Annotated in this window: 17 protein-coding genes and 1 other annotated feature; all 17 genes read left to right on the top strand. The window is 34.0% G+C overall.

Annotated features, from left to right (window positions below; genetic code table 11):
- The first annotated feature begins 316 nt into the window (after nt 1-316).
- The 17 genes from murC to lplA all read left to right on the top strand — a co-directional run bounded on the left by murC (nt 317) and on the right by lplA (nt 21,512).
- Nucleotides 317-1,648, top strand: coding sequence for a UDP-N-acetylmuramate--L-alanine ligase (gene murC, locus BLT48_RS12505; protein WP_035022024.1), 1,332 nt, complete (start codon nt 317-319; stop codon nt 1,646-1,648).
- A 252-nt stretch (nt 1,649-1,900) separates the two neighbouring features.
- Complete coding sequence (polA, locus tag BLT48_RS12510; protein WP_089978390.1) at nt 1,901-4,561, top strand: DNA polymerase I; 2,661 nt, start codon at nt 1,901-1,903, stop codon at nt 4,559-4,561.
- Nucleotides 4,562-4,631: 70 nt separating this feature from the next.
- Nucleotides 4,632-5,468, top strand: coding sequence for a DNA-formamidopyrimidine glycosylase (gene mutM / locus BLT48_RS12515; RefSeq protein ID WP_089978394.1), 837 nt, complete (start codon nt 4,632-4,634; stop codon nt 5,466-5,468).
- Nucleotides 5,469-5,486: 18 nt separating this feature from the next.
- A complete protein-coding gene (gene coaE, locus BLT48_RS12520) occupies nt 5,487-6,086 on the top strand; it encodes a dephospho-CoA kinase (RefSeq protein WP_035022032.1) in 600 nt (199 codons plus the stop codon).
- A gap of 162 nt (nt 6,087-6,248) precedes the next feature.
- Entirely contained in the window at nt 6,249-6,719 is a 471-nt protein-coding gene (gene nrdR / locus BLT48_RS12525; RefSeq protein WP_089978397.1) for a transcriptional regulator NrdR, read from the top strand.
- 21 nt (nt 6,720-6,740) lie between these two features.
- Complete coding sequence (locus tag BLT48_RS12530) at nt 6,741-8,189, top strand: replication initiation and membrane attachment family protein (protein WP_089978400.1); 1,449 nt, start codon at nt 6,741-6,743, stop codon at nt 8,187-8,189.
- Between the two features lie 2 nt (nt 8,190-8,191).
- Nucleotides 8,192-9,121, top strand: coding sequence for a primosomal protein DnaI (gene dnaI / locus BLT48_RS12535; protein WP_035024117.1), 930 nt, complete (start codon nt 8,192-8,194; stop codon nt 9,119-9,121).
- A 380-nt stretch (nt 9,122-9,501) separates the two neighbouring features.
- Entirely contained in the window at nt 9,502-11,439 is a 1,938-nt protein-coding gene (thrS, locus tag BLT48_RS12540) for a threonine--tRNA ligase (RefSeq protein WP_089978403.1), read from the top strand.
- Between the two features lie 45 nt (nt 11,440-11,484).
- Nucleotides 11,485-11,627: a sequence feature (ribosomal protein L20 leader region), on the top strand.
- Between the two features lie 28 nt (nt 11,628-11,655).
- Entirely contained in the window at nt 11,656-12,177 is a 522-nt protein-coding gene (infC, locus tag BLT48_RS12545) for a translation initiation factor IF-3 (protein WP_035022042.1), read from the top strand.
- A 25-nt stretch (nt 12,178-12,202) separates the two neighbouring features.
- The gene (rpmI, locus tag BLT48_RS12550; RefSeq protein WP_013710373.1) at nt 12,203-12,400 is read left to right on the top strand and encodes a 50S ribosomal protein L35; all 198 of its coding nucleotides are present in this window, start codon (nt 12,203-12,205) and stop codon (nt 12,398-12,400) included.
- 107 nt (nt 12,401-12,507) lie between these two features.
- Nucleotides 12,508-12,870 (top strand): 50S ribosomal protein L20, encoded by a 363-nt coding sequence (gene rplT, locus BLT48_RS12555; protein ID WP_029277585.1) that lies wholly within the window; start codon nt 12,508-12,510, stop codon nt 12,868-12,870.
- 302 nt (nt 12,871-13,172) lie between these two features.
- Nucleotides 13,173-14,849 carry a peptide ABC transporter substrate-binding protein gene (locus tag BLT48_RS12560; RefSeq protein WP_089978406.1) on the top strand — a complete coding sequence of 559 codons (1,677 nt, stop codon included), beginning with the start codon at nt 13,173-13,175 and terminating at the stop codon, nt 14,847-14,849.
- A 181-nt stretch (nt 14,850-15,030) separates the two neighbouring features.
- Nucleotides 15,031-16,683, top strand: coding sequence for a peptide ABC transporter substrate-binding protein (locus BLT48_RS12565; protein WP_089978409.1), 1,653 nt, complete (start codon nt 15,031-15,033; stop codon nt 16,681-16,683).
- Between the two features lie 172 nt (nt 16,684-16,855).
- The gene (locus BLT48_RS12570; RefSeq protein ID WP_035022054.1) at nt 16,856-17,941 is read left to right on the top strand and encodes a M42 family metallopeptidase; all 1,086 of its coding nucleotides are present in this window, start codon (nt 16,856-16,858) and stop codon (nt 17,939-17,941) included.
- A gap of 226 nt (nt 17,942-18,167) precedes the next feature.
- Complete coding sequence (hemG, locus tag BLT48_RS12575) at nt 18,168-19,571, top strand: protoporphyrinogen oxidase (RefSeq protein ID WP_035022056.1); 1,404 nt, start codon at nt 18,168-18,170, stop codon at nt 19,569-19,571.
- A 135-nt stretch (nt 19,572-19,706) separates the two neighbouring features.
- Complete coding sequence (locus BLT48_RS12580) at nt 19,707-20,453, top strand: MBL fold metallo-hydrolase (protein WP_089978413.1); 747 nt, start codon at nt 19,707-19,709, stop codon at nt 20,451-20,453.
- Nucleotides 20,454-20,492: 39 nt separating this feature from the next.
- Nucleotides 20,493-21,512, top strand: coding sequence for a lipoate--protein ligase (lplA, locus tag BLT48_RS12585; protein WP_035022061.1), 1,020 nt, complete (start codon nt 20,493-20,495; stop codon nt 21,510-21,512).
- Nucleotides 21,513-21,809: the final 297 nt, after the last annotated feature.

Raw genomic sequence — 21,809 nt, forward strand, 5'->3', positions numbered from 1 at the left:
TAAAAAATTATGACAATTGTATAGTTGAATCCGTTCACAATATTTCATTCTGCTAAGAGTCAGAGGAAAACGAGTTTTTAAGTGTGCTATTAAATTAATTCATGGTATACTAATTTCGTTGTAATTTTGTCTTTTTTAACTACCACTAAACGAATCATCTTATTTTAATGAGAAATACAAAGATGGTTTTTTTAACTCATCGTTCTATACTAACATTAAAGAACGTACTGGAATAGGATACATTAAATAGTCTCTCTCAAACATAACCATTCAAAAAGCATAAGGCTGAATTTACGAATATGGAGGAAATAAAGTAATGAAAAAAGAAACAATTTATCATTTTGTTGGTATTAAAGGTTCTGGTATGAGTGCTCTAGCTTTAATTTTGCACGATAAGGGATTTAAAGTTCAAGGATCGGATATTGAAAAATATTTCTTTACACAAAAAAATATTGAAGAAGCTAAAATACCAATGTTAAATTTTGACAAAGAAAATATTCATCAAGGATTAACTGTTATTGCGGGAAATGCTTTCCCAGATACTCATGAAGAAATAGTTGCGGCTAATGAATTAGGCTTAACCGTTATTCGTTACCATGATTTCTTGGCACAATTCATTGGTCAATTTACTAGTGTTGCAGTTACAGGATCACATGGAAAAACAAGTACAACAGGTTTATTAGCCCATGTGTTAAGTCCACTTAAAAGCACAAGTTACTTAATCGGAGATGGAACTGGTCATGGAGTACCTGATGCAGACTTCTTTATTTTAGAAGCATGTGAATACCGTCGTCATTTTTTAGCTTATCAACCGGATTACGCTATTATGACAAATATTGATTTTGATCATCCAGACTATTATAGCAGTCTTAGTGACGTCTTTGATGCCTTCCAGTCAATGGCAGTTCAAGTGAAGAAAGCTATTGTGGCTTGTGGAGATGACGAACAGTTACAAAAACTCCAAGCTAATGTACCAATCTTATATTATGGTTTTGAAGATCATAATGATTTTCAAGCTAAAAATATGACTCGTTCAACTACAGGTTCTACATTTGATGTTTATGTAAGAGATGAGTTTTATGGACATTTTGAGATTCCAACGTTTGGTAAACATAATATTCTTAATGCTCTTAGTGTAATTGCTATTTGCCAATATGAAAATATTGATAAAGAAGGCGTAATAGAAAATTTAAAAACATTTAAAGGCGTTAAACGTAGATTTAGCGAAAAACAAATGTTGGACATGGTAATCATTGATGATTACGCACATCACCCATCTGAAATTCGTGCAACAATTGATGCTGCTCGTCAAAAGTATCCGGATAAAGAAATTATTGCTATTTTTCAACCACATACTTTTACTCGAACAGTCGCATTGCTGAGTGATTTTGCGGAATCGTTGAATTTAGCTGACTCTATTTATCTATGTGATATCTTTGGATCAGTACGTGAAAATCAAGGAGACGTTACGATACAAGATTTAGTTAATAAAATCGATAATGGTGCGTCAATATTAAGCGAAGAAAATATGTCACCATTGTTAGACCATCATGATGCAGTTGCTATTTTTATGGGAGCTGGAGATGTTCAAAAATTTGAACTAGCATACGAGACATTGCTAAGTCATTCAGCATTAACAAAAGAATAGAAAAAAGACCAAAAGCTGTGGAATTAACCATAGCTTTTGGTCTTTTTATCCAAATTTATTTTAATTACCAGACTATCTGAAAAGTGCTAAACTAAACTCAAGAGTTACAAGACTAGAGAAATTGTAGATCGGATAATCAAGTTCGCTATCCTTCTGCTTTTTTGTTAAAATAGTAACGATAAGTAAGGCTTTCAAAAGAAGTTATTAGATGACTAAATGAGTTAAAACAGTAGCAGCTAAAGGAGTTTTATGATGAATGAGAAAAAGAAATTAGTATTGATTGATGGAAATAGTGTTGCATATAGAGCTTTTTTTGCATTACATTCACAATTAGAAAGAATGAAAAATAAGAACGGTTTACACACGAATGCATTATATGGTTTTCATAATATGATTGATAGTGTATTAACAAAAGAAAAGCCAACACATGTTTTGGTTGCTTTTGATGCTGGAAATACAACCTTTCGCCATAGTTTCTTTGATGAGTATAAAGCCGGTCGATCAAAGACACCAAGAGAATTCTCAGAACAAATGCCTTATCTAAGAGAGTTGTTGGATGGATTTGGGATTAGACATTATGAATTAGAAAACTTCGAGGCAGATGATATTATTGGAACTTTGGCCACAAAAGTTGATCCAACAATATATGATGTAGTAGTTATATCTGGTGATCGAGATTTAACACAGTTGGCAAAAGAGAATGTCCGAGTTGACATTACTGTAAAAGGTGTTAGTGAGTTAAAAGGGTACACAACTGAATCAATTTATGAAGAGATGGGTATTAGCCCGCTTCAAATCATTGATATGAAGGGTTTAGCAGGGGACGCATCAGATAATATACCAGGAGTAACAAAGATTGGCGAAAAGACAGCTCTTAAGTTATTGAAAGAGTATGGATCAGTAGAAGGAATTTATGAAAATATTGATTTATTAAAGAAAAGTAAAATGAAAGAAAATCTGATAAATGAAAAAGAAACAGCACTACTAAGTAAACGACTTGCGACTATTGATACCGATTCTCCTATAAAAGTTGGCGTTGAAGAATTGAGTTTCAATGGACCAAACATGGAAAAACTTATTTCTTTTTATAAAGAAATGGATTTTAATTCTCATTTAAGTAAACTTGACACTGCGGAATATGATGCAGAACAAAATAGTCAAAAAGAAGCTATTTTATATACAATCGTTACGGAAATTACAGAAAGTATGTTTAATAATAATATGGCTCTTTATGTAGAAATATTAGGCGACAACTATCATACTTCTCCTATTTTTTGTATTGGATGGGGAGATGACGAACATATTTATGTTGCGGAACCAGAAGTTGTTTTTGCATCAGATGATTTTAAAAACTGGGCAAAAGATAGTGGAGCTCAAAAACAAGTATTTGATGCTAAAAGGACCTATGTTGCATTAAAGAGACAAAGTGTGGATATCGCATCAATTGACTTTGATATCCTATTGGCTTCTTATTTGCTAAACACAAAAGACAATAGTAAAGATCTATCGGAAGTGGCTACAGAACATGAGTATTATGAGGTTTCCTCAGATGAAAGTGTTTATGGAAAAGGGGCAAAAATTGCTATTCCAGAAGAGAAGACTGTGACATACGATCATATTGCAAGAAAGATAAAAGCGATTCGTACCTTAAGTAAACAATTAGGAGAAAACTTAGAAAAGAATGAGCAAACCAAATTGTTTAATGAAATGGAACTGCCTTTATCCATCGTTTTAGCTGAAATGGAACTTACTGGGGTAAAAGTAAACGATAAACGATTAATGGAAATGAAAGAAGAATTTGCCATTCGTCTAACAGATATTGAACAACGAGTATATGAACTAGCTGGTGAAAAATTCAATTTGAACTCACCAAAACAATTAGGCGTTATTTTATTTGAGAAGATGGGTTACCCTGTGATTAAAAAGACTAAAACAGGTTATTCTACTGCAGTGGATGTTTTAGAGCAATTAAGAGAACAAGCTCCGATTGTTGAGCATATTCTAGATTATCGTCAAATTGCTAAAATACAATCCACTTATATAGAAGGTTTATTGAAAGTAATTGATAAAAAAACCGGGAAAATTCATACACGCTACATGCAGACAATTGCTCAAACGGGACGCTTAAGTTCAGTTGATCCTAACTTACAAAATATTCCGATTCGATTAGAAGAAGGTCGAAAGATTAGACAAGCCTTTGTTCCTAGTCATGAAGGTTGGGAAATATTTGCATCTGATTACTCGCAAATCGAATTGCGTGTATTGGGTCATGTTTCAGACGATAAATTACTAAAGGAAGCTTTTATTGAGGGGCAAGATATCCATTCAAGTACGGCTATGCGCGTATTTGGTATTGGATCACCAGAAGAAGTTTCCTCTGAGATGCGTCGTAGAGCTAAGGCTGTTAATTTTGGGATTGTTTACGGCATAAGCGACTATGGTTTATCTCAAAATTTAGGAATTAGTCGAAAAGAAGCGCAGCAATTTATTGATACGTATTTTGAAAAATATCCTGGCGTAAAAAAATATATGGAAGATATCGTGAGAGAGGCAAAAGATAAAGGGTTTGTTGAAACGCTCTTCCAACGTCGTCGTTATTTACCAGAGATCAATTCTCGAAATTTCAATTTGCGCTCATTTGCTGAAAGAACAGCTATCAACACACCTATCCAAGGGAGTGCAGCAGATATTATAAAAATTGCTATGATTAAAATGGACGAAAAATTAAAAGAGTCAACTATGCAAGCAACTATGTTGTTGCAAGTACATGATGAACTAATTTTTGAAGCACCAAAAGAAGAAATTGAACAACTAAGAGCATTAGTGGCTGAAGTTATGGAAGGTGCAGTAGAATTATCTGTTCCGTTAAAAGTTGACAGCAACAGTGGAAAAAGCTGGTATGAAGCGAAATAATAAAGAAAGTGTTTCTGCTAGGATTAGTAATAGCAGAAGCACTTATTTTATCTAGAAAGGAAGAAATACGTTGCCGGAATTACCTGAAGTTGAAACAGTTAGAAAAGGGTTAGAAAAACTTGTATTAAAAGCAACGATAGAATCCGTTGAGGTGTATTGGGATCGTATTATTTCAGGACCAATTGAAACTGCTGAGTTTAAACGCATTTTAATGGGCGAAAAAATCATGGAATTTGATAGACGAGGAAAATACATTATTATTCGTTTTAACCAATGGGCACTGGTCTCGCATTTGCGGATGGAGGGGAAATATGAAGTAGAAGAATCAGCAGCACCTCTAAAAAAACATACGCACGTTGTTTTTCATTTAGCGGATGGGAGAGACCTACGTTACTTGGATGTGCGTAAATTTGGACGGATGACGCTTGTGCCAATAGGAGAAGAATTTACTGCGACTGGGATAAGGTTGCTAGGCCCAGAGCCTATGGTAGAAACTTTTGACAAAGCAATATTTTATAGGACGTTGCAAACAAAAAAAAGAGCAATTAAGCCTCTGTTGTTAGACCAAAAGATAGTAGCAGGTTTAGGAAATATCTATGTAGATGAAGCACTATTTTTAGCTAAAATTCATCCCTTGAGAACGGCGAATAGTTTGCAAAAAATTGAAGTTTCTAAATTACACGAAGCCATCATAAAAGTACTTGGTGACGCAGTTGAAGCGGGAGGGACGACTATTCGTACGTATCAAAATGCGTTAGGAGAAGCTGGTTCATTTCAAGTGAATTTGTCTGTCTATGGTAAAAAAGGGCTACCTTGCGTTCGTTGTGGTACACCCATCGAAAAGATTAAAGTTGCACAAAGAGGGACTCATTTTTGTCCTATGTGCCAGCGATTAAGTGTTGATTAATAAAAAAGAGGCGATAGAATGACTGTGATCTTAGGATTAACTGGAAGTATTGCTACGGGTAAATCAACTGTCAGCAAAATATTTAAAGAACAAGGATTTCCTGTGGTGGATGCAGATCTTGGAGCAAGAGAAGTCGTCAAACCAGGAACAGAAGGATTGTGTGAAATAAAAAAGCAATTTGGCGATCACGTTATTTTGTCTGACGGCACGTTAAACCGAACGGCATTAGGGGAAATTGTGTTTAAAGACGAAAAACAAAGAGAAAAGCTAAATGTGATCTTATCTAAACGCATCTATCAATGGCTGATGGACCAAAAAGAAGAGTGTTTGAAACGAGACCCTGCGATTCTTGTGTTGGATATCCCGCTTTTATTCGAGTCGGGTTATGAAAAAGAAGTGGATCAAGTGATGGTAGTAGCTACGACCAAAGAGACTCAAATCAATCGATTGATGAATAGGGATAAGATAGGAATAGAAGAAGCAATTCAAAAAATCAACTCTCAAATCCCAATTTCAGAAAAAATTGTTCTTGGAGATAGCGTTATTGACAATAGCGGGTCAACCGAAAATACAAAACAACAAGTTATAGATTGGATAGACAAAATAACAGCCAAATAAGAGACGCAAGAACAAGTATTTTCGCTTGTTCTTTTTTTATAGATCAAATTTACTCCTTATTTAACCGGTTTTAACTCTAGTCTATGTGTGGTATAATAAAGCAAATAAATGCGTACAAATAGAGTGTTAATAAGAATAACACTTAAGATAGGAATGATAAACATGCAATGTCCACGCTGTCAAAATAATGGTTCTAAAGTTGTCGATAGTCGTCCAGCAGATGATGGGCGTGCTATTCGCAGAAGAAGAGAATGCGAAGCATGCAATTTCCGCTTTACTACATTTGAACGAGTAGAAAAAACACCGCTGTTAGTGATTAAAAAGAATGGAACCAGAGAAGAATTTAATCGCGAAAAAATTCTAAGAGGATTGATTCGTTCATGTGAAAAACGACCTGTAGCGATGGAGCAAGTCGAAAAGATAGTTGATGAGGTAGAGAATCAAATCAGAGGATTAGGCGAAAATGAAATTGCTTCTGCTATTATTGGAGAATATATTATGGAAAAATTAGCTGATGTAGACGAAGTAGCTTATATCCGTTTTGCTAGTGTTTATCGTCAATTTAAAGATATGAGTGTCTTTTTAAAAGAATTACAGGAATTTGAAAGAAAAAAACTGAAAAAAATTAATTGAAACAGAAAGGTGGGAGTTGTTTTGGGATATCCATGGAAAAACTTAAGTCCCAAGGATGGTTTTTTAGTAAAACAACAGGCATTGCTTTCGGATATCGATCAAAAAATTCTCACTTTTTTGTATCAACCTTTAGTAGGAAATGCTGCATACAGTCTTTATATGACTTTGTGGACAGAGATAGAAGAAGAGAATTACTGGAGTGAAGGAATCTTACATTCTGAATTGCTAGCTTTGTTAAATATTGGTATCCCTGAGTTGTATCAAGCTAGAATTAAACTTGAAGCAATAGGGTTGATTAAAACGTACCTTCAAACAAGTCCGACTAAGTTAATTGTCTATGAATTACAAGCTCCCCAAACGAGTGACGTCTTTTTTAAAGATGATTTATTGAGTTTGTTGTTATTAGAAAAAGTTGGAGAACGAAAATTTAAAAAATTAAGAAATCGCTTTGTTGTAGAAACTATAGATAAAAATAAGTTTCAAGAGATCACAAAGTCTTTCTTGGATGTTTTTCAATTTGACGCAGAATTACTAAAAAGAGAGAAAGAATTACTTAAACAACCGGTTTCTTATATTGGCAATACAAGTTCTACTAGACCCAGAGTGGATCCTAAAACATTTGACTTGAAATTCTTTTATACAGGATTAAATCAACAATATATCAACCGTTCTTCGATTACAAAAGAAATTGAAGAGACAATCCTAGTATTGCATACGCTATACGGCTTAGATGAATTAGCTATGCAACAATTTGTATTAAATGCTTCGGATATCGAAACGGGTAAAATTGACGAAAAAAGATTGAAAAGATTAGCGTATGATGATTACCACAACAAAAACCAACAAAACATTTCGTTAAAAGACGTTGTGGAAAAGGATATAGAAGTAGAATCAAACCAACAGAAAATGCGCGAAACAGAACTAACTAAAAGAGGATTAACTAAAGAAGACATTGCCGTTATTGAAGTGAGTGAGCAAATAAGTCCGGTTGATTTTATGAATTCTATTAAAGATCAAAAAGGTGGGTTTGTCACAAAACCAGAAGAGTGGACATTAGAAGAAATTGTCAAAAAAGCTAACTTGCCAACGGCCGTTATCAATATTTTGATTCACTATATTCTAGTGGTAAGGAATAATCCAACGTTGGATCAAAAATTAGCCTATAAGATTGCAAATGATTGGGCACAAGAGAAAGTCCTTGCGCCTGAAGAAGCGATTCAAAAAGTGAAAAAAATGTATTCTGAAAATGCTGAAAAACGACAACAACAAGAAAGTCGCAGTAAATCATATACGCAAAACAGAGGCAAAACAAATTATGGCAATCAAACAACGACAAGAAAAGAGACCCTTCCTGATTGGGCTAAAGAAGGAAATAATCAATTGGAAGAAAAGCCGATGAGTGAAGAAGAGCAAAAAGCATTTATGGAAAGATTGAAAAGAATTCAAAATTTCGGCAAAGAAGGTGAATAATGATGGAAGATATCGGTGAAAGCCTGACACGAATGATTAAAGAGCGTAATTTAAATCATAAATATGAGGAATTGATCCAAGAAGTATTAGATGATCCAGATGTCATGCAATTTATTGAAGACAATCGCCAAAAATTAGACGATGAAGCAATTGTCAAAAGTTATGCTAAGTTGTATGAATACGTACAAGAAAAAAAGAAATTTCATTTAAATAAAGGTATGATGGCACCTGGATACCATCCTAAATTGATTTTAAACTACCATTATATTGACGTAACTTATGTACCTTCTGCTGAGTTAGTTGCTAGGCAAAAAGAATTAGAAATCAAAAATCGTATTTATTCTATGGATATGCCTAAAGATGTTCGGAATGCAACATTAGCTGATTTTGAATTGACAGATGAACGACGGTTTGCGATTTCAGAGGTATATGACTTTATTGATGCTTATATGACGAGTCCTAAAGCTTACCATAAAGGTTTGTATTTACAAGGATCATTTGGTGTAGGGAAAACGTATCTTTTAGGTGCGTTAGCACATGAATTAGCTAAAAACGGATTTCCTTCTACGCTTATGCACTTTCCGTCATTTGCAGTGGAAATGAAACAATCTATTGGCAAGAATAATACCGGTGAAAAGTTAGAGTTTGTAAAAAAAGCCCCAATACTTATGTTAGATGATATTGGTGCGGATTCTATGTCTAGTTGGATAAGAGATGATGTATTAGGAGTTATTTTACAGTACCGTATGCAAGAACAATTGCCTACTTTTTTCTCTTCTAATTTTGATATGAAACAACTTGAAGAAGAACACTTAAGGGTAACTCAAAGAGGCGAAGATGAACCATTAAAAGCAAAAAGAATAATGGAAAGAGTTCGTTATCTAGCTAAAGAAGTAAAAATGACGGGTTCGAATCGACGCCATCTTCAATAAAGAAAAAAAATACGTATCCTCTCCTTGAAATTAGAAGCAAAAAGTGCTTTAATGATAGATATAAAAGAAATCATTGAGAAAGACACCAAAACTTGGTTGCGATTTTTTTAGAGAAGAAAACAATGCTGAAAGTTTTCTAATTTCGTTCTTGTTTTGACCCCTTTCGAGTGCCGCTGTGAACCTTTTCGTATTAGCAGTTGGTCGTTTAGCTAGCGTTAACAGCTTAGAGTGAATTTAGTGTGTTTACTAAATTCTGAATCTGGGTGGAACCACGTAATGAACGTCCCTTTTATGGTATTTTATATACTATAAAAGGGACTTTTTTGTTTTCTAGCTGAATAAAGATGGTATTTTTAAATTAGAATATGGAGGAATAAACTATGTCAGACATTAACATTACATTTCCAGATGGAGCAGTAAAGTCTTTTCCAGCAGGTTCATCTACAAAAGATATTGCTGAAAGTATCAGCAAAGGTTTAGCTAAAAAAGCATTAGCTGGTAAATTTAACGGAGAATTAGTGGATTTAGTACGCCCACTAGAAGTAAATGGTGAAATTGAAATTATTACACCTGATCATGAAGATGCCTTACAAATTTTGCGTCATTCTACTGCTCACTTGATGGCGAATGCATTACGTCGTTTGTATCCAGATATAAAATTTGGAGTAGGCCCGGCTATTTCAACTGGGTTCTACTACGATACAGATTCTGAAACACCAATAACAGATGAGGATATTCCAAAAATTGAAGCTGAAATGATGGCAATTGTAAAAGAAAACAATCCTATTGTTCGTAAAGAAGTTACTCGGGAAGAAGCATTAGAAATCTTCAAGGATGATCCTTACAAAGTAGAATTGATTACAGCTTTACCTGAATCAGAAAAAATTACAGTTTATGATCAAGGCGATTTTGTGGATTTATGTCGCGGTGTCCATGTGCCATCTACAGGTCGCATTCAAGTGTTTAAACTGTTATCTCTTGCAGGTGCCTACTGGAGAGGAAACTCAGATAATAAAATGATGCAACGAGTTTACGGAACAGCATTCTTTGATAAAAAAGACTTGAAAGAGTTTATAAAAATGCGTGAAGAAGCTAAATTACGTGATCATCGTAAATTAGGGAAAGAATTGGATTTATTTATGATTTCTCCTGAAGTTGGATCTGGCTTGCCGTTCTGGTTGCCAAAAGGTGCTACGATTCGTCGTACGATTGAACGCTACATCACTGACCGTGAGATCAGCTTAGGCTATCAACATGTTTACACACCTATTATGGCGGATGTAAACTTATACAAAACTTCTGGTCATTGGGACCATTATCATGAAGATATGTTCCCCCCTATGGATATGGGTGATGGTGAAATGCTTGTCTTGCGCCCAATGAACTGCCCACATCATATGATGGTATATAAAAATGATGTGCACAGCTACCGTGAGTTGCCGATTCGAATTGCTGAATTAGGACAAATGCACCGCTATGAAAAAAGTGGGGCTTTATCTGGATTACAACGAGTACGTGAAATGACTTTGAATGATGGACATACATTCGTACGCCCAGATCAAATTGAAGAAGAATTCAAACGTACATTAGAATTGATGTTAGCTGTCTATGGTGATTTTAATATTACTGATTATCGTTTCCGCTTAAGTTACCGTGATCCTAACAATACAGATAAATACTTTGATGATGATGCAATGTGGGAAAAAGCTCAAACGATGCTTAAAGCAGCAATGGATGATATGGAACTGGAGTATTTTGAAGCAGAAGGTGAAGCAGCTTTCTATGGTCCTAAACTAGATGTATTAGTAAAAACAGCTATCGGAATTGAAGAAACACTTTCAACAATCCAATTAGACTTTTTACTTCCAGAACGTTTTGACCTAACATATGTAGGAGAAGATGGCGAAAATAATCACCGTCCTGTAGTTATTCACCGTGGTATTGTTTCTACAATGGAGCGCTTTGTAGCTTACTTGATTGAAGAATATAAAGGAGCATTTCCTACTTGGTTAGCACCAGTTCAAGCAACTATTATTCCGGTTAACTTAGATATGCATACAGATTACGCTTACGAGATCAAAAAACAACTGGAAAGTATTGGAATGCGCGTAGAAGTTGACGAACGCAATGAAAAAATGGGGTATAAAATACGTGCTTCTCAAACACAAAAAATACCTTATCAATTAGTTGTTGGAGATAGTGAAGTTCAAGATAATACGGTTGCGGTACGTAAGTATGGCGAGAAAGCAACTGAAACAATTGGATTAACTAATTATTTAGAAAAAGTCTCAGCAGAAATAAAAAACTTTAGCAACTAATTGATTGACATTTTAGATTCAACAAAGTATAATAAATGAGTTGAGAAAATCAAGCAGAAGCACCCGCTTCTCGCCTAAGTTGACGAAAGTGTCTCTGGGCTAGATATAAACGATGATAACTTGCATTCGGTGTGAGTTAGAAATTATTTATAGGCGGGTTCATAATGAACTCGTCTATTTTTCTGCTGTTCTTTCTCTCAAATCTAATGGAGGTGTATGACCATAGCAAAAGATATGATGGTAAATGACGGCATTCGTGCACGTGAATTACGCGTTATTGGTAGTAACAGCGAACAACTTGGTGTAATTACAAAAAGTGAAGCGTTAAAACTTGCAGAAGAAGCAAACTTAGACTTAGTACTAGTAGCTCCAAAAGCAAAACCACCTGTAGCACGTATTATGGACTACGGTAAATTCCGTTTTGAGCAACAGAAAAAAGAACGTGAAGCCCGTAAAAATCAAAAAGTCATTAGTATCAAAGAAGTAAGATTAAGTCCTACTATTGATTTGAATGATTTTAATACTAAATTACGTAACGCACGTAAGTTCCTTGAAAAAGGAGATAAAGTAAAGGCTTCAATCCGATTTAAAGGTCGTGCCATTACTCATAAAGGTATTGGTAAAGAAGTGTTGGATCGTTTAGCTAAAGAAACAGCTGATATTTCAACTATTGAATCAGCTGCTAAAATGGATGGTCGTAGCATGTTCTTAATTTTAGCACCAAAGAATGAAAAGTAAGAGTATTTTGAGGAGGAAATAACAAATGCCAAAACAAAAAACACACCGTGGTTCAGCAAAACGGTTCAAAAGAACAGGTAACGGCGGATTAAAACGTCACCATGCTAAGACAAGCCATATGTTTGCAAACAAATCACAAAAACAAAAACGTAAATTACGTAAATCAGCAATGGTATCTTCTGGCGATATGAAACGTATCCGTCAACAATTAGCTAAATGGTAATCTTTTACCTTAGTGTATTTTAGTTCATTTTAAAAAATGAACAAATGTAGTTTAAATTAGTCAAAAGAGTTTTCTGTAGAGAAAACATCTTAGAGGAGGAAATTAATATGCCACGTGTAAAAGGTGGAACGGTTACTCGTAAACGTCGTAAAAAAATATTAAAATTAGCAAAAGGGTATTACGGTTCTAAACATATTTTATTCAAAACAGCTAAGCAACAAGTAATGAAATCATATACTTATGCTTACAGAGATCGTCGTCAAAAGAAACGTGATTTCCGTAAACTATGGATTGCTCGTATCAATGCAGCTGCTCGTTTAAACAACATGAGCTACAGCACATTTATGCATGGTCTTAAATTAGCAGAAATCGATGTTAACCGTAAAATGTTAGCTGATATCGCTGTTACAGATGCTGCTGCATTCACAGCATTAGCTGAACAAGCTAAAACTGCTTTAAACAACAAATAATATTTTAAAAGCTATTTCACTATTCTGTGAAATAGCTTTTTTTTTGAATGATTTTAAAGTAAATGTGTCGAGAATGTAACAAATAAAACAAAATTTTTAATGAGCAAAACTAGTTGGAAAAACTATAAGTATAGGATTTTTTCAAAAAAAAATGGGAGTACGATTAAAAGAAAACATTTTTATTGCATTATTTTAATAATTTGTATTGAGTTTGTGATAGTAAGATGATAATATGATTTGAGTAAACTAATATTGTGTTATTGATTATTAGAAGAATTGAAAAAGAAATAGGGGGATTTAAAATGAAAAAAAGTAAATTAGTTAGTTTATTAGGGTTAACAGCTACATCTGCATTAGTTTTAGCAGCTTGTGGTGGAAGCGATGGTGAAACAGCAAGTACAGAATCAAAAACTTCTGGATCTTCTGAAGAGCAAGTACTGAACCTGATTGAAAGTGCTGAATTACCAAATATGGATTCTGCAAAATCAACAGATGTAGTAAGTGGTACTGTTTTAAATAACGTAAATGAAGGATTATATCGTCAAAATCCAGAGAATAAACTTGAGTTAGGAATGGCTGAGGAAGAACCTGAAGTCAGTGAAGACGGATTAACTTACACTTTTAAAATCAGAGAAGATGCAGTTTGGTCTAATGGTGAACCCGTTACAGCAAATGATTTTGTCTATGCTTGGCAACGTTTAGCAACTCCTGAAACAGCTGCTGAATACTCATACATGATTGACGGTGTTGTTGAGAATGCTTCTGCAATTTTGACTGGAGAAATGGAACCTTCAGAATTAGGTGCTACAGCTGTTGATGAAAAAACTTTAGAAGTTCAATTAGAAAAAGCTGTACCTTACTTTAAAGATTTACTAACGCTTCCAATGTTTTTACCACAAAACGAAGCTTTCATAACAGAACAAGGTGAAAATTATGCAACTAATAGTGATACTGTTCTGTACAACGGTCCTTTTGTATTAGACGAATGGGATGGAACTGGCTTAAGCTGGGTGTTGAATAAAAATAAAGATTACTGGGATAAAGACACTGTAACGTTAGATACAATCAATGTTGATGTAGTTAAAGAAACATCTACTGCAATCAATTTATACGATACAGGAGCAGTTGACCGTATTACATTATCAGGTGAATATGTACAAACAAAACAAGGCGATCCTGAATTGAAAACTCAACCAACATCATCTGTTTTCTACTTTAAATTTAACCAAGAACGTGATGGAGCAGAAACACCTTTAGCTAATGAAAATATTCGTAAAGCTATTGCAATGGCATTTGACAAACAAGCTTTTGCTGACACAGTTCTTCAAAACGGTTCTATTCCAGCTAATGGATTAGTTCCAGCTGAATTAGCTGTTGATCCTGCTACGGATAAAGATTTCCGTGAACAAAATGGAGATTTATTATCATTTGATGTTGAACAAGCGCAAAAGTATTTTGAAGCAGGTTTAAAAGAGTTAGGTGTAGATTCACTTACTTTAGAAATTCTAGGTGATGATACTGAAAATGCTAAAAAATCTTTAGAATTTATGCAAGGACAATTGACTTCAAATCTGCCAGGTTTAGAAATCAACTTAAGAAATGTTCCATTTAAGGTTCGTTTAGAAGCAAACTCAAATCAAGATTACGATATTCAAATGGCTGGTTGGGGAGCTGACTACGCAGATCCAATTAACTTCTTAGAATTGTTCCATACAGAAAATGGAAATAACAAATCTGGCTACTCTAATCCTGAATATGATGCATTAGTTGAAAGTGCTCAAACAGACGTAACAGATTTAGAAGGCCGTTGGACAGATATGTTAGAAGCTGAAAAAATCTTAATGGAAACAGGCGGAATTGCACCAATCTATCAACGTGCATATTCTGTTTTAGAAAAAGATTATCTTAAAGATTACTCAAGTCACTTAACAGGTGCAGAATACTCGTACAAATGGGCTTCAATTGACGGAAAAGAATAACATTTTAGGAAAAAGAGCGAATGAATATTCGCTCTTTTTTTGTGTTTACCGTGTGAAATGGATAAGTTTCCAATGAGAGTAAGCCGATAGCCGTTTCTCTCCCTTTTGAATGATGATAAAATGATGAAGTTATGAATATTTTATGTTCGAATTTTATTACGATTCATTAGGAGGAAAAGAAGTGAAAAAGAAAAAATATCTTCAGTTAATGGGGTTATCACTAGCTTCTGTTAGTTTATTAGCAGCTTGCGGTGGAAACAAAGAAGAATCGACAACAAATACAGATAGCAAACAAGAACTAAACTTAATTGAGTCAGCTGAATTACCAACAATGGATTCAGTATTAGCAACGGATGCTGTTAGTTTCAATGTAATGAGTAACGTTAATGAAGGATTATACCGTCAAGGACCAGATGGAGAACTTGTGTTAGGTATGGCAGCAGAAGAACCAGAAATAAGCGAAGACGGATTAACGTATACCTTTAAAATCAGAGAAGATGCAGTGTGGTCAAATGATGAGCCTGTAACAGCTAACGACTTTGTTTTCGCATGGAAACGCTTAGCTACACCTGAAACAGCTGCAGAGTACTCTTATATGATTGATGGAGTAGTATTAAATGCAACTGCTGTCTTACAAGGTGAAATGGAACCATCTGAATTGGGTGTAACAGCTGTTGACGACAAAACATTTGAAGTTCAATTAGAAAAATCTGTACCTTATTTTGAAAGTTTAACAACATTGTCAATGTTTTTCCCACAAAATGAAGCTTACTTTACAGAACAGGGTGATGCGTATGCATCAAATAGTGATCACGTTCTTTATAACGGACCTTTTGTACTAGATGAATGGGATGGAACTGGCTTAAGCTGGGTATTAAATAAGAACGAAGGTTATTGGGATGCAGAATCTGTTGAGTTAGATGCCGTTAATATTGACGTTATCAAAGAAACTTCAACTGCTTTGAATCTCTATGATACTGGATCAATTGACCGTATGGTTTTATCAGGAGACTATGTTCAAACACAACAGGGTAACTCAGATTTGAAAACTCAACCTACTTCTACCGTAGCTTATCTTAAATTTAACCAAGAACGTGATGGAGAACAAACAGCTTTAGCTAATGAAAATATTCGTAAAGCTATTGCGATGGCTTTTGACAAACAAGCCTATGTAGATACAGTTCTTCAAAACGGTTCTATTCCAGCTGATGGGCTTGTTCCAGAAGCTTTAGCTGTAGATCCAGCAACGGGTGAAGATTTCCGTGAACAAAATGGTGATTTACTAACATTTGATCTTGAACAAGCTCAAGAATATTGGGAAAAAGGATTACAAGAGTTAGGAGTAGAGTCTTTATCATTAGAAATCTTAAGTGATGATACTGAAAATGCTAAAAAATCAATTGAATTTTTACAAGGACAATTAACACAAAACTTACCAGGATTAGATATCTCACTAAGAAATGTACCATTTAAAGTACGTCTAGATGCTAACAGCAATCAAGACTATGACATCCAATTATCATTATGGGGAGCAGATTATGCTGATCCGATTAACTTCTTAGAGTTATTCCAATCTGAAAATGGAAATAACAAGTCTGGATACAGCAGTGCGGATTATGATGCATTGATTGAAAGTGCCCAAACAAACGTAACAGATTTAGAATCACGTTGGCAAGATATGCTTGATGCTGAAAAAGTATTAATGGATGAAGCAGGTATTGCGCCAATTTATCAACGTGCGTATGCTGTTTTAGAAAAAAATTATGTTGAAAACTTTACAACTCATTTAGTAGGAGCAGAATGGTCACTTAAATGGGCATCTGTTACAAAATAATGTAAATTTAAAATTAGTAGATCAATTAAAAGAAAGAGCCTGGACTTCTGTTCCTGGCTCTTTCTTTACTATTATCACTGAAAAATAGTATATATAAAAACCAACTTAAGAACCTATTTTTTTATAAACAATGTTATAATTAAATGAATAAATTAAATTGGAGGCCTCTATTATGGAAGAAAAAGAACTAAAGATGTTAAAAGAATTAACAGATGCAAAAGGGATCTCAGGAAACGAAGGACAAGTAAGAGAACTATTCGTAAAGTATGCAAATCCTAATGCAGATAGTATTAGCTTCGATGGATTGGGTAGTGTCATTGCAAAAAGCGTTGGAGATAAAACTGGGCCTAAAGTATTGTTTGCTGGACATCTAGATGAAGTAGGTTTTATGGTAACAAACATTACTGAAGAAGGTTTTATTAAATTTCAAACGATTGGCGGATGGTGGGCACAAGTAATGTTGGCTCAACAAGTTCAAATTACAACTGGGAAAAACAAAATTATTCATGGAGTGATTGGATGTAAACCACCACATGTTTTAACTGCTGAAGTACGCAATAAAGCATATGATGTTCAAGAGATGTTTATTGATATTGGAGCTTCATCAAAAGAAGAAGTCATGCAATGGGAAATCAAGCCCGGAGATATGGTAACACCCTATACTGAATTCAGACGGTTAAATGGATCTAAATTTTTATTGGCTAAAGCTTGGGATAATCGTATTGGAACAGCTGTTACTTTAAAAGTATTAGAAAATTTAAAAGCTGAAGGACATCCTAATAAAGCATTTGCTGTTGGAAATGTACAAGAAGAAGTAGGGTTAAGAGGAGCAAAAACAGCAACTCATTTAGTTGATCCCGACATTGCTTTTGCATTAGACACCGGTACAGCTGGAGACACTCCAGGGATGACTGAAAAAGAAGCAGACTCTAAATTAGGAAAAGGTCCACAAATTATTATTTATGATGCTTCAATGATAGCTCACAAAGGCTTGCGTGACTTTGTTGTTTCTGTTGCAGAAGAATTAAATATTCCTTTCCAATATACCGTGATTGCAGGTGGAGGAACGGATGCAGGAAGTCAGCATGTAAGTAAAAATGGTATACCAGCTTTAGCTATAACGGTTGCTACACGCTACTTACACTCTCATACTTCAGTTATTCATGAAGATGATTATTTGAATACTGTAAAACTAGTTACAGAAGTCATTAAGCGTTTAGATAGCGATACTGTTGAAAAAATTAAATACCCTAGTTAAACTAAAATTCAAAAAACTGTAGTGCATATGAAATTCATGCACTACAGTTTTTTCTGATTTATATTCTCGTATCTTTATGACAAATCCATGAACTATGGACTAATCTTTTATAGATAAACGAGAATAACGTTTCCTTTTATTAAAATAACAAGTAAAATAAAGATAATGGAAAAAAATAGGTAATGCTAAATAATATATATGAAAAAAAACGAAAGGGGGGGAATTAATGAAGAGAGCTAAAAAGAGAATTACAGTAATAGGCGGCGGAATAACAGGGCTAGTTACTGCGTATCGTATAAAACAGCAAATTATAAATGAACAGCTGCCTTTTGAACTTATTTTATTAGAGTCTGCTTTAAAAGTAGGTGGTAAAATTTACACTATGAAGGTAGGTGAAAACTATTTTGATCTAGGTGCTGAGTCAATCGATATTCGTTATCCCGAGGCAATGGATTTGATTAAAGAATTAGGTCTAATGGATCAGGTAGTTTATAGTGAAGGAAATAAGCCAGATATCTTTTTTTACAATAAGTTGCATACTCTCAATTATCCAACTTATAAAGGTATTCCAGTGAGAAAAATGGATATTTGGAAAAGTGACTTATTAACATTTCAAGGTAAAATGGCTAGTTTTAAAGATAATCTATTTCCTATGAAACCCTTAGATAAAGACATTCAGATGAGCCTGTATCTTAAAAGTCGCTTCGGAGAAGAATTGGTAGAACATATTGTTGAACCTTTCTTTTCAAAAGTTTATGCTAGTGATTTGGATGAAATGGGAATTAAATCTTCCAAAGAGGTTATTTATTCATTAGAACAAAAATATGGAAGCTTATCGAATGGTATAAAGCATCATCCTGAATTATTGGATGGTTCTGGTAATTATATTACTTTCCAAAAGGGATTAGCTGTTTTAACCGATAAACTAACTGAGATTCTAAAACCACATATTCAAACAAGTAAAAAAGTTTTTGAAATTAAAGAAGGTACAGAAGGCACTTATATTATTGATATTAATCGAAAAGAACAAATGCGGGTTGGTGCAATTTGCATTGCAACACCAGTAACTGAATATTCAAAATTAATAAAAAATGAACGTTTTGGACAAAATTTTGACCAAGTTGAAACAGCGTCTATTGGATATATTTTATTTAAGTTTAAAAAAGCAGCTATTAAAAATGAACCAACTGGTTTTGGTGTAGTGACTCCTAGAAGAAATGATTCTTATGTAACATCAATTGTTTTTTTAAATAAAAAGTGGCCATTTCTTAAAGAGGAAGAAGATGTCTTTATCGGAGTAAGTTTTGGTAGAAAAGGTGAAGACCTACTTGTTACATTGGGCAATAAAGAAATAGAAGAATCGATACTAAAAGACTTGGAAATAATACTCGGTATTACCGACAAGCCATTAAACCGAATTGTAAAACGTTGGCCTGACGCAATACCTCAGTATACTGTAGAACAAGAAGAAAAAACAAAAGAAATGATAAAAATGTTAAACTATGAATATCCGGGAATTTATATTTCTGGGATTGGGCTAGAAGGTTTTGGGATCAATCAATGTATTAGCCAAGCAAATAGAACAAGTAAACGTATAGTTGAACATATAAAAAAACAAAATTGTGTTTAACATAAAAATCTGATTGCTTATAATAAAATAAAAGATTCCTTTTTAAAATAAAAAGGTTTTTTTTATTTTAAACTGAGCTGTCTTGGTGTATGGTGTTAGAGAAATGATAAATAAAAAAAGAAGCGAGGGATAAAGATGAAGTTAACCATTTTAGGTTTTTGGGGCGGATATCCAACGAATAATTCAGGTACAAGTTCTTATCTATTGGAAGCTGAAAATTATCACCTATTGATTGATGCAGGAAGTGCTTCTTTGATTGCTTTAGAAAACCATTTGAATCCACTACAATTAGACGCGGTAATATTATCTCATTACCACTATGATCATATTGCTGATTTAGGGGTATTGCAATTTACACGTCAGTTGAAGCGAATGAAGAATAATCTTGAGCGAGCTCCATTGCTGCCTATTTATGGACATGCAGGAGATAAGGAAAATTTCAAACGATTAACAATGGACCTTGTAAGTGAAGGAATAGAATATGAAGAAAAGGAAAAAATATTTATTGGCCCTTTTGAAATTCATTTTATGAAAACATTACATCCAGTAGAATGCTATGCTATGAGAATCAATGAAATAAAAACAGGAAAGACTCTTGTCTATACTGCAGATTCTGGTTACTTATCTGACTTTATTTCTTTTAGTAAAGATGCTGACGTTTTGCTAGCAGATACAAATTTTTTTAACGGAATGGAAAATCATCGCGTTCACATGACTGCTTCTGAAGTCGGAAAAATTGCAAATGAAGCAAATGTAAAAAAGGTTATTTTGACACATTTACCCCAAGAAGGAGATTTACAGCTTTTAAAAGCTCAAGCTATTAGTGAAGCGCCAACAACAGAAATTAGGTTAGCTAAAAAAGATTTGATAATTGAAATTTAATAAAAAAAGTAAAAAACAATCAGAGATGAGGAAAACTAAATGTATTACGTTAAAAATGTTCGCAATGGAAAAGAAATAACAGATCCTGCTATTAACTTGGCAATTGAATACCATTTATTAAATAATGTCGTATTGGATGAACCAATTTTACTATTTTATATTAATGAACCGTCTATTATAATTGGAAGAAACCAAAATACAATTGAAGAAATCAATACAGATTACGTTGAAAAAAAGAACATTCACGTAGTCCGTCGATTTTCAGGTGGTGGAGCTGTATACCATGATTTTGGAGTGTTTTGTTTTTGTTTTATTACTAAAGACGATGGAAATTCATTTCGTGATTTCGGTAAATTTACAGAGCCCATAATTGATTCTTTACACAAAATGGGAGTAGAAGGAGCTAAGCTTGAAGGTAGAAACGACTTATTAATAAATGGACAAAAATTCTCTGGAAATGCGATGTATTCAAAAAATGGACGAATGACCGCACATGGCACTATCATGTTTGATAGTGATATTGAAGAAGTTGTGAATGCTCTTAAGGTGAGAAAAGATAAAATCGAGTCAAAAGGAATTAAATCAATAAGAAGTCGTGTAACAAATATAAAACCTTATTTATCTGATGATTATCAATTTTTAAGTACAAAAGAATTTCGTGACCGCTTAATACTGAAGATTTTTGATGTTCAGACTCCTGATGGAATTAAAGAGTACGAATTGACAGAAAAAGATTGGAAAAAAATCGAAGAACTTTCTAGAAACTATTTTAATAATTGGGATTGGAATTATGGCAAATCGCCAAAATTCGAATTGGTTCGTCGTCAACGTTTTTCTATTGGTTCAGTAGAATTCAAAATGAACGTAGATAAAGGTTTAATTCAAGATATCCGTATTTTTGGAGATTTCTTTGGCTTAGGAGACATTTCTGATGTGGAAGAACGATTAAATGGGATTAAGTACGATGTAACATCTATAAGTGAGGCTCTTGACGACATAAATATCAAGAATTACTTCGGAAATATTACTAAAGAAGAATTAATACACTTAATATACTAAAAGAAAAAATCCGTTAGAATAGGAATTCTAGCGGATTTTTCTTTGGCTCTATACTTTTTAGTGTTGATAGCTTAGTTAAATTAATGGCACGAAAATTCTGGAGGAATAGGGTTTGCTTGTAGCTTGCATTGAATTCAATGCGAATTACAAAGCGTTGGCGCTTTAGCGATTACGCTTTGTTTAAGGCTTGAAAGTCTGAAGACTATGAACTTTAGGCTTCAGGCGGTTCCATGGCTCTCCACAAGCAAACCCGTCTATTCCAGAAGAAATTTTATTTTCTTCTATACAAGACCATTT

It is taken from the genome of Carnobacterium viridans, assembly GCF_900102725.1.
Lineage (GTDB): Bacteria > Bacillota > Bacilli > Lactobacillales > Carnobacteriaceae > Carnobacterium_B > Carnobacterium_B viridans.

Coding starts and splice junctions, on each gene's coding strand:
- murC (WP_035022024.1), top strand. CDS start 317: ATGAAAAAAGAAACAATTTATCATTTTGTTGGTATTAAAGGTTCTGGT.
- polA (WP_089978390.1), top strand. CDS start 1,901: ATGAATGAGAAAAAGAAATTAGTATTGATTGATGGAAATAGTGTTGCA.
- coaE (WP_035022032.1), top strand. CDS start 5,487: ATGACTGTGATCTTAGGATTAACTGGAAGTATTGCTACGGGTAAATCA.
- nrdR (WP_089978397.1), top strand. CDS start 6,249: ATGCAATGTCCACGCTGTCAAAATAATGGTTCTAAAGTTGTCGATAGT.
- dnaI (WP_035024117.1), top strand. CDS start 8,192: ATGGAAGATATCGGTGAAAGCCTGACACGAATGATTAAAGAGCGTAAT.
- thrS (WP_089978403.1), top strand. CDS start 9,502: ATGTCAGACATTAACATTACATTTCCAGATGGAGCAGTAAAGTCTTTT.
- infC (WP_035022042.1), top strand. CDS start 11,656: ATGACCATAGCAAAAGATATGATGGTAAATGACGGCATTCGTGCACGT.
- rpmI (WP_013710373.1), top strand. CDS start 12,203: ATGCCAAAACAAAAAACACACCGTGGTTCAGCAAAACGGTTCAAAAGA.
- rplT (WP_029277585.1), top strand. CDS start 12,508: ATGCCACGTGTAAAAGGTGGAACGGTTACTCGTAAACGTCGTAAAAAA.
- BLT48_RS12560 (WP_089978406.1), top strand. CDS start 13,173: ATGAAAAAAAGTAAATTAGTTAGTTTATTAGGGTTAACAGCTACATCT.
- BLT48_RS12570 (WP_035022054.1), top strand. CDS start 16,856: ATGGAAGAAAAAGAACTAAAGATGTTAAAAGAATTAACAGATGCAAAA.
- hemG (WP_035022056.1), top strand. CDS start 18,168: ATGAAGAGAGCTAAAAAGAGAATTACAGTAATAGGCGGCGGAATAACA.
- BLT48_RS12580 (WP_089978413.1), top strand. CDS start 19,707: ATGAAGTTAACCATTTTAGGTTTTTGGGGCGGATATCCAACGAATAAT.
- lplA (WP_035022061.1), top strand. CDS start 20,493: ATGTATTACGTTAAAAATGTTCGCAATGGAAAAGAAATAACAGATCCT.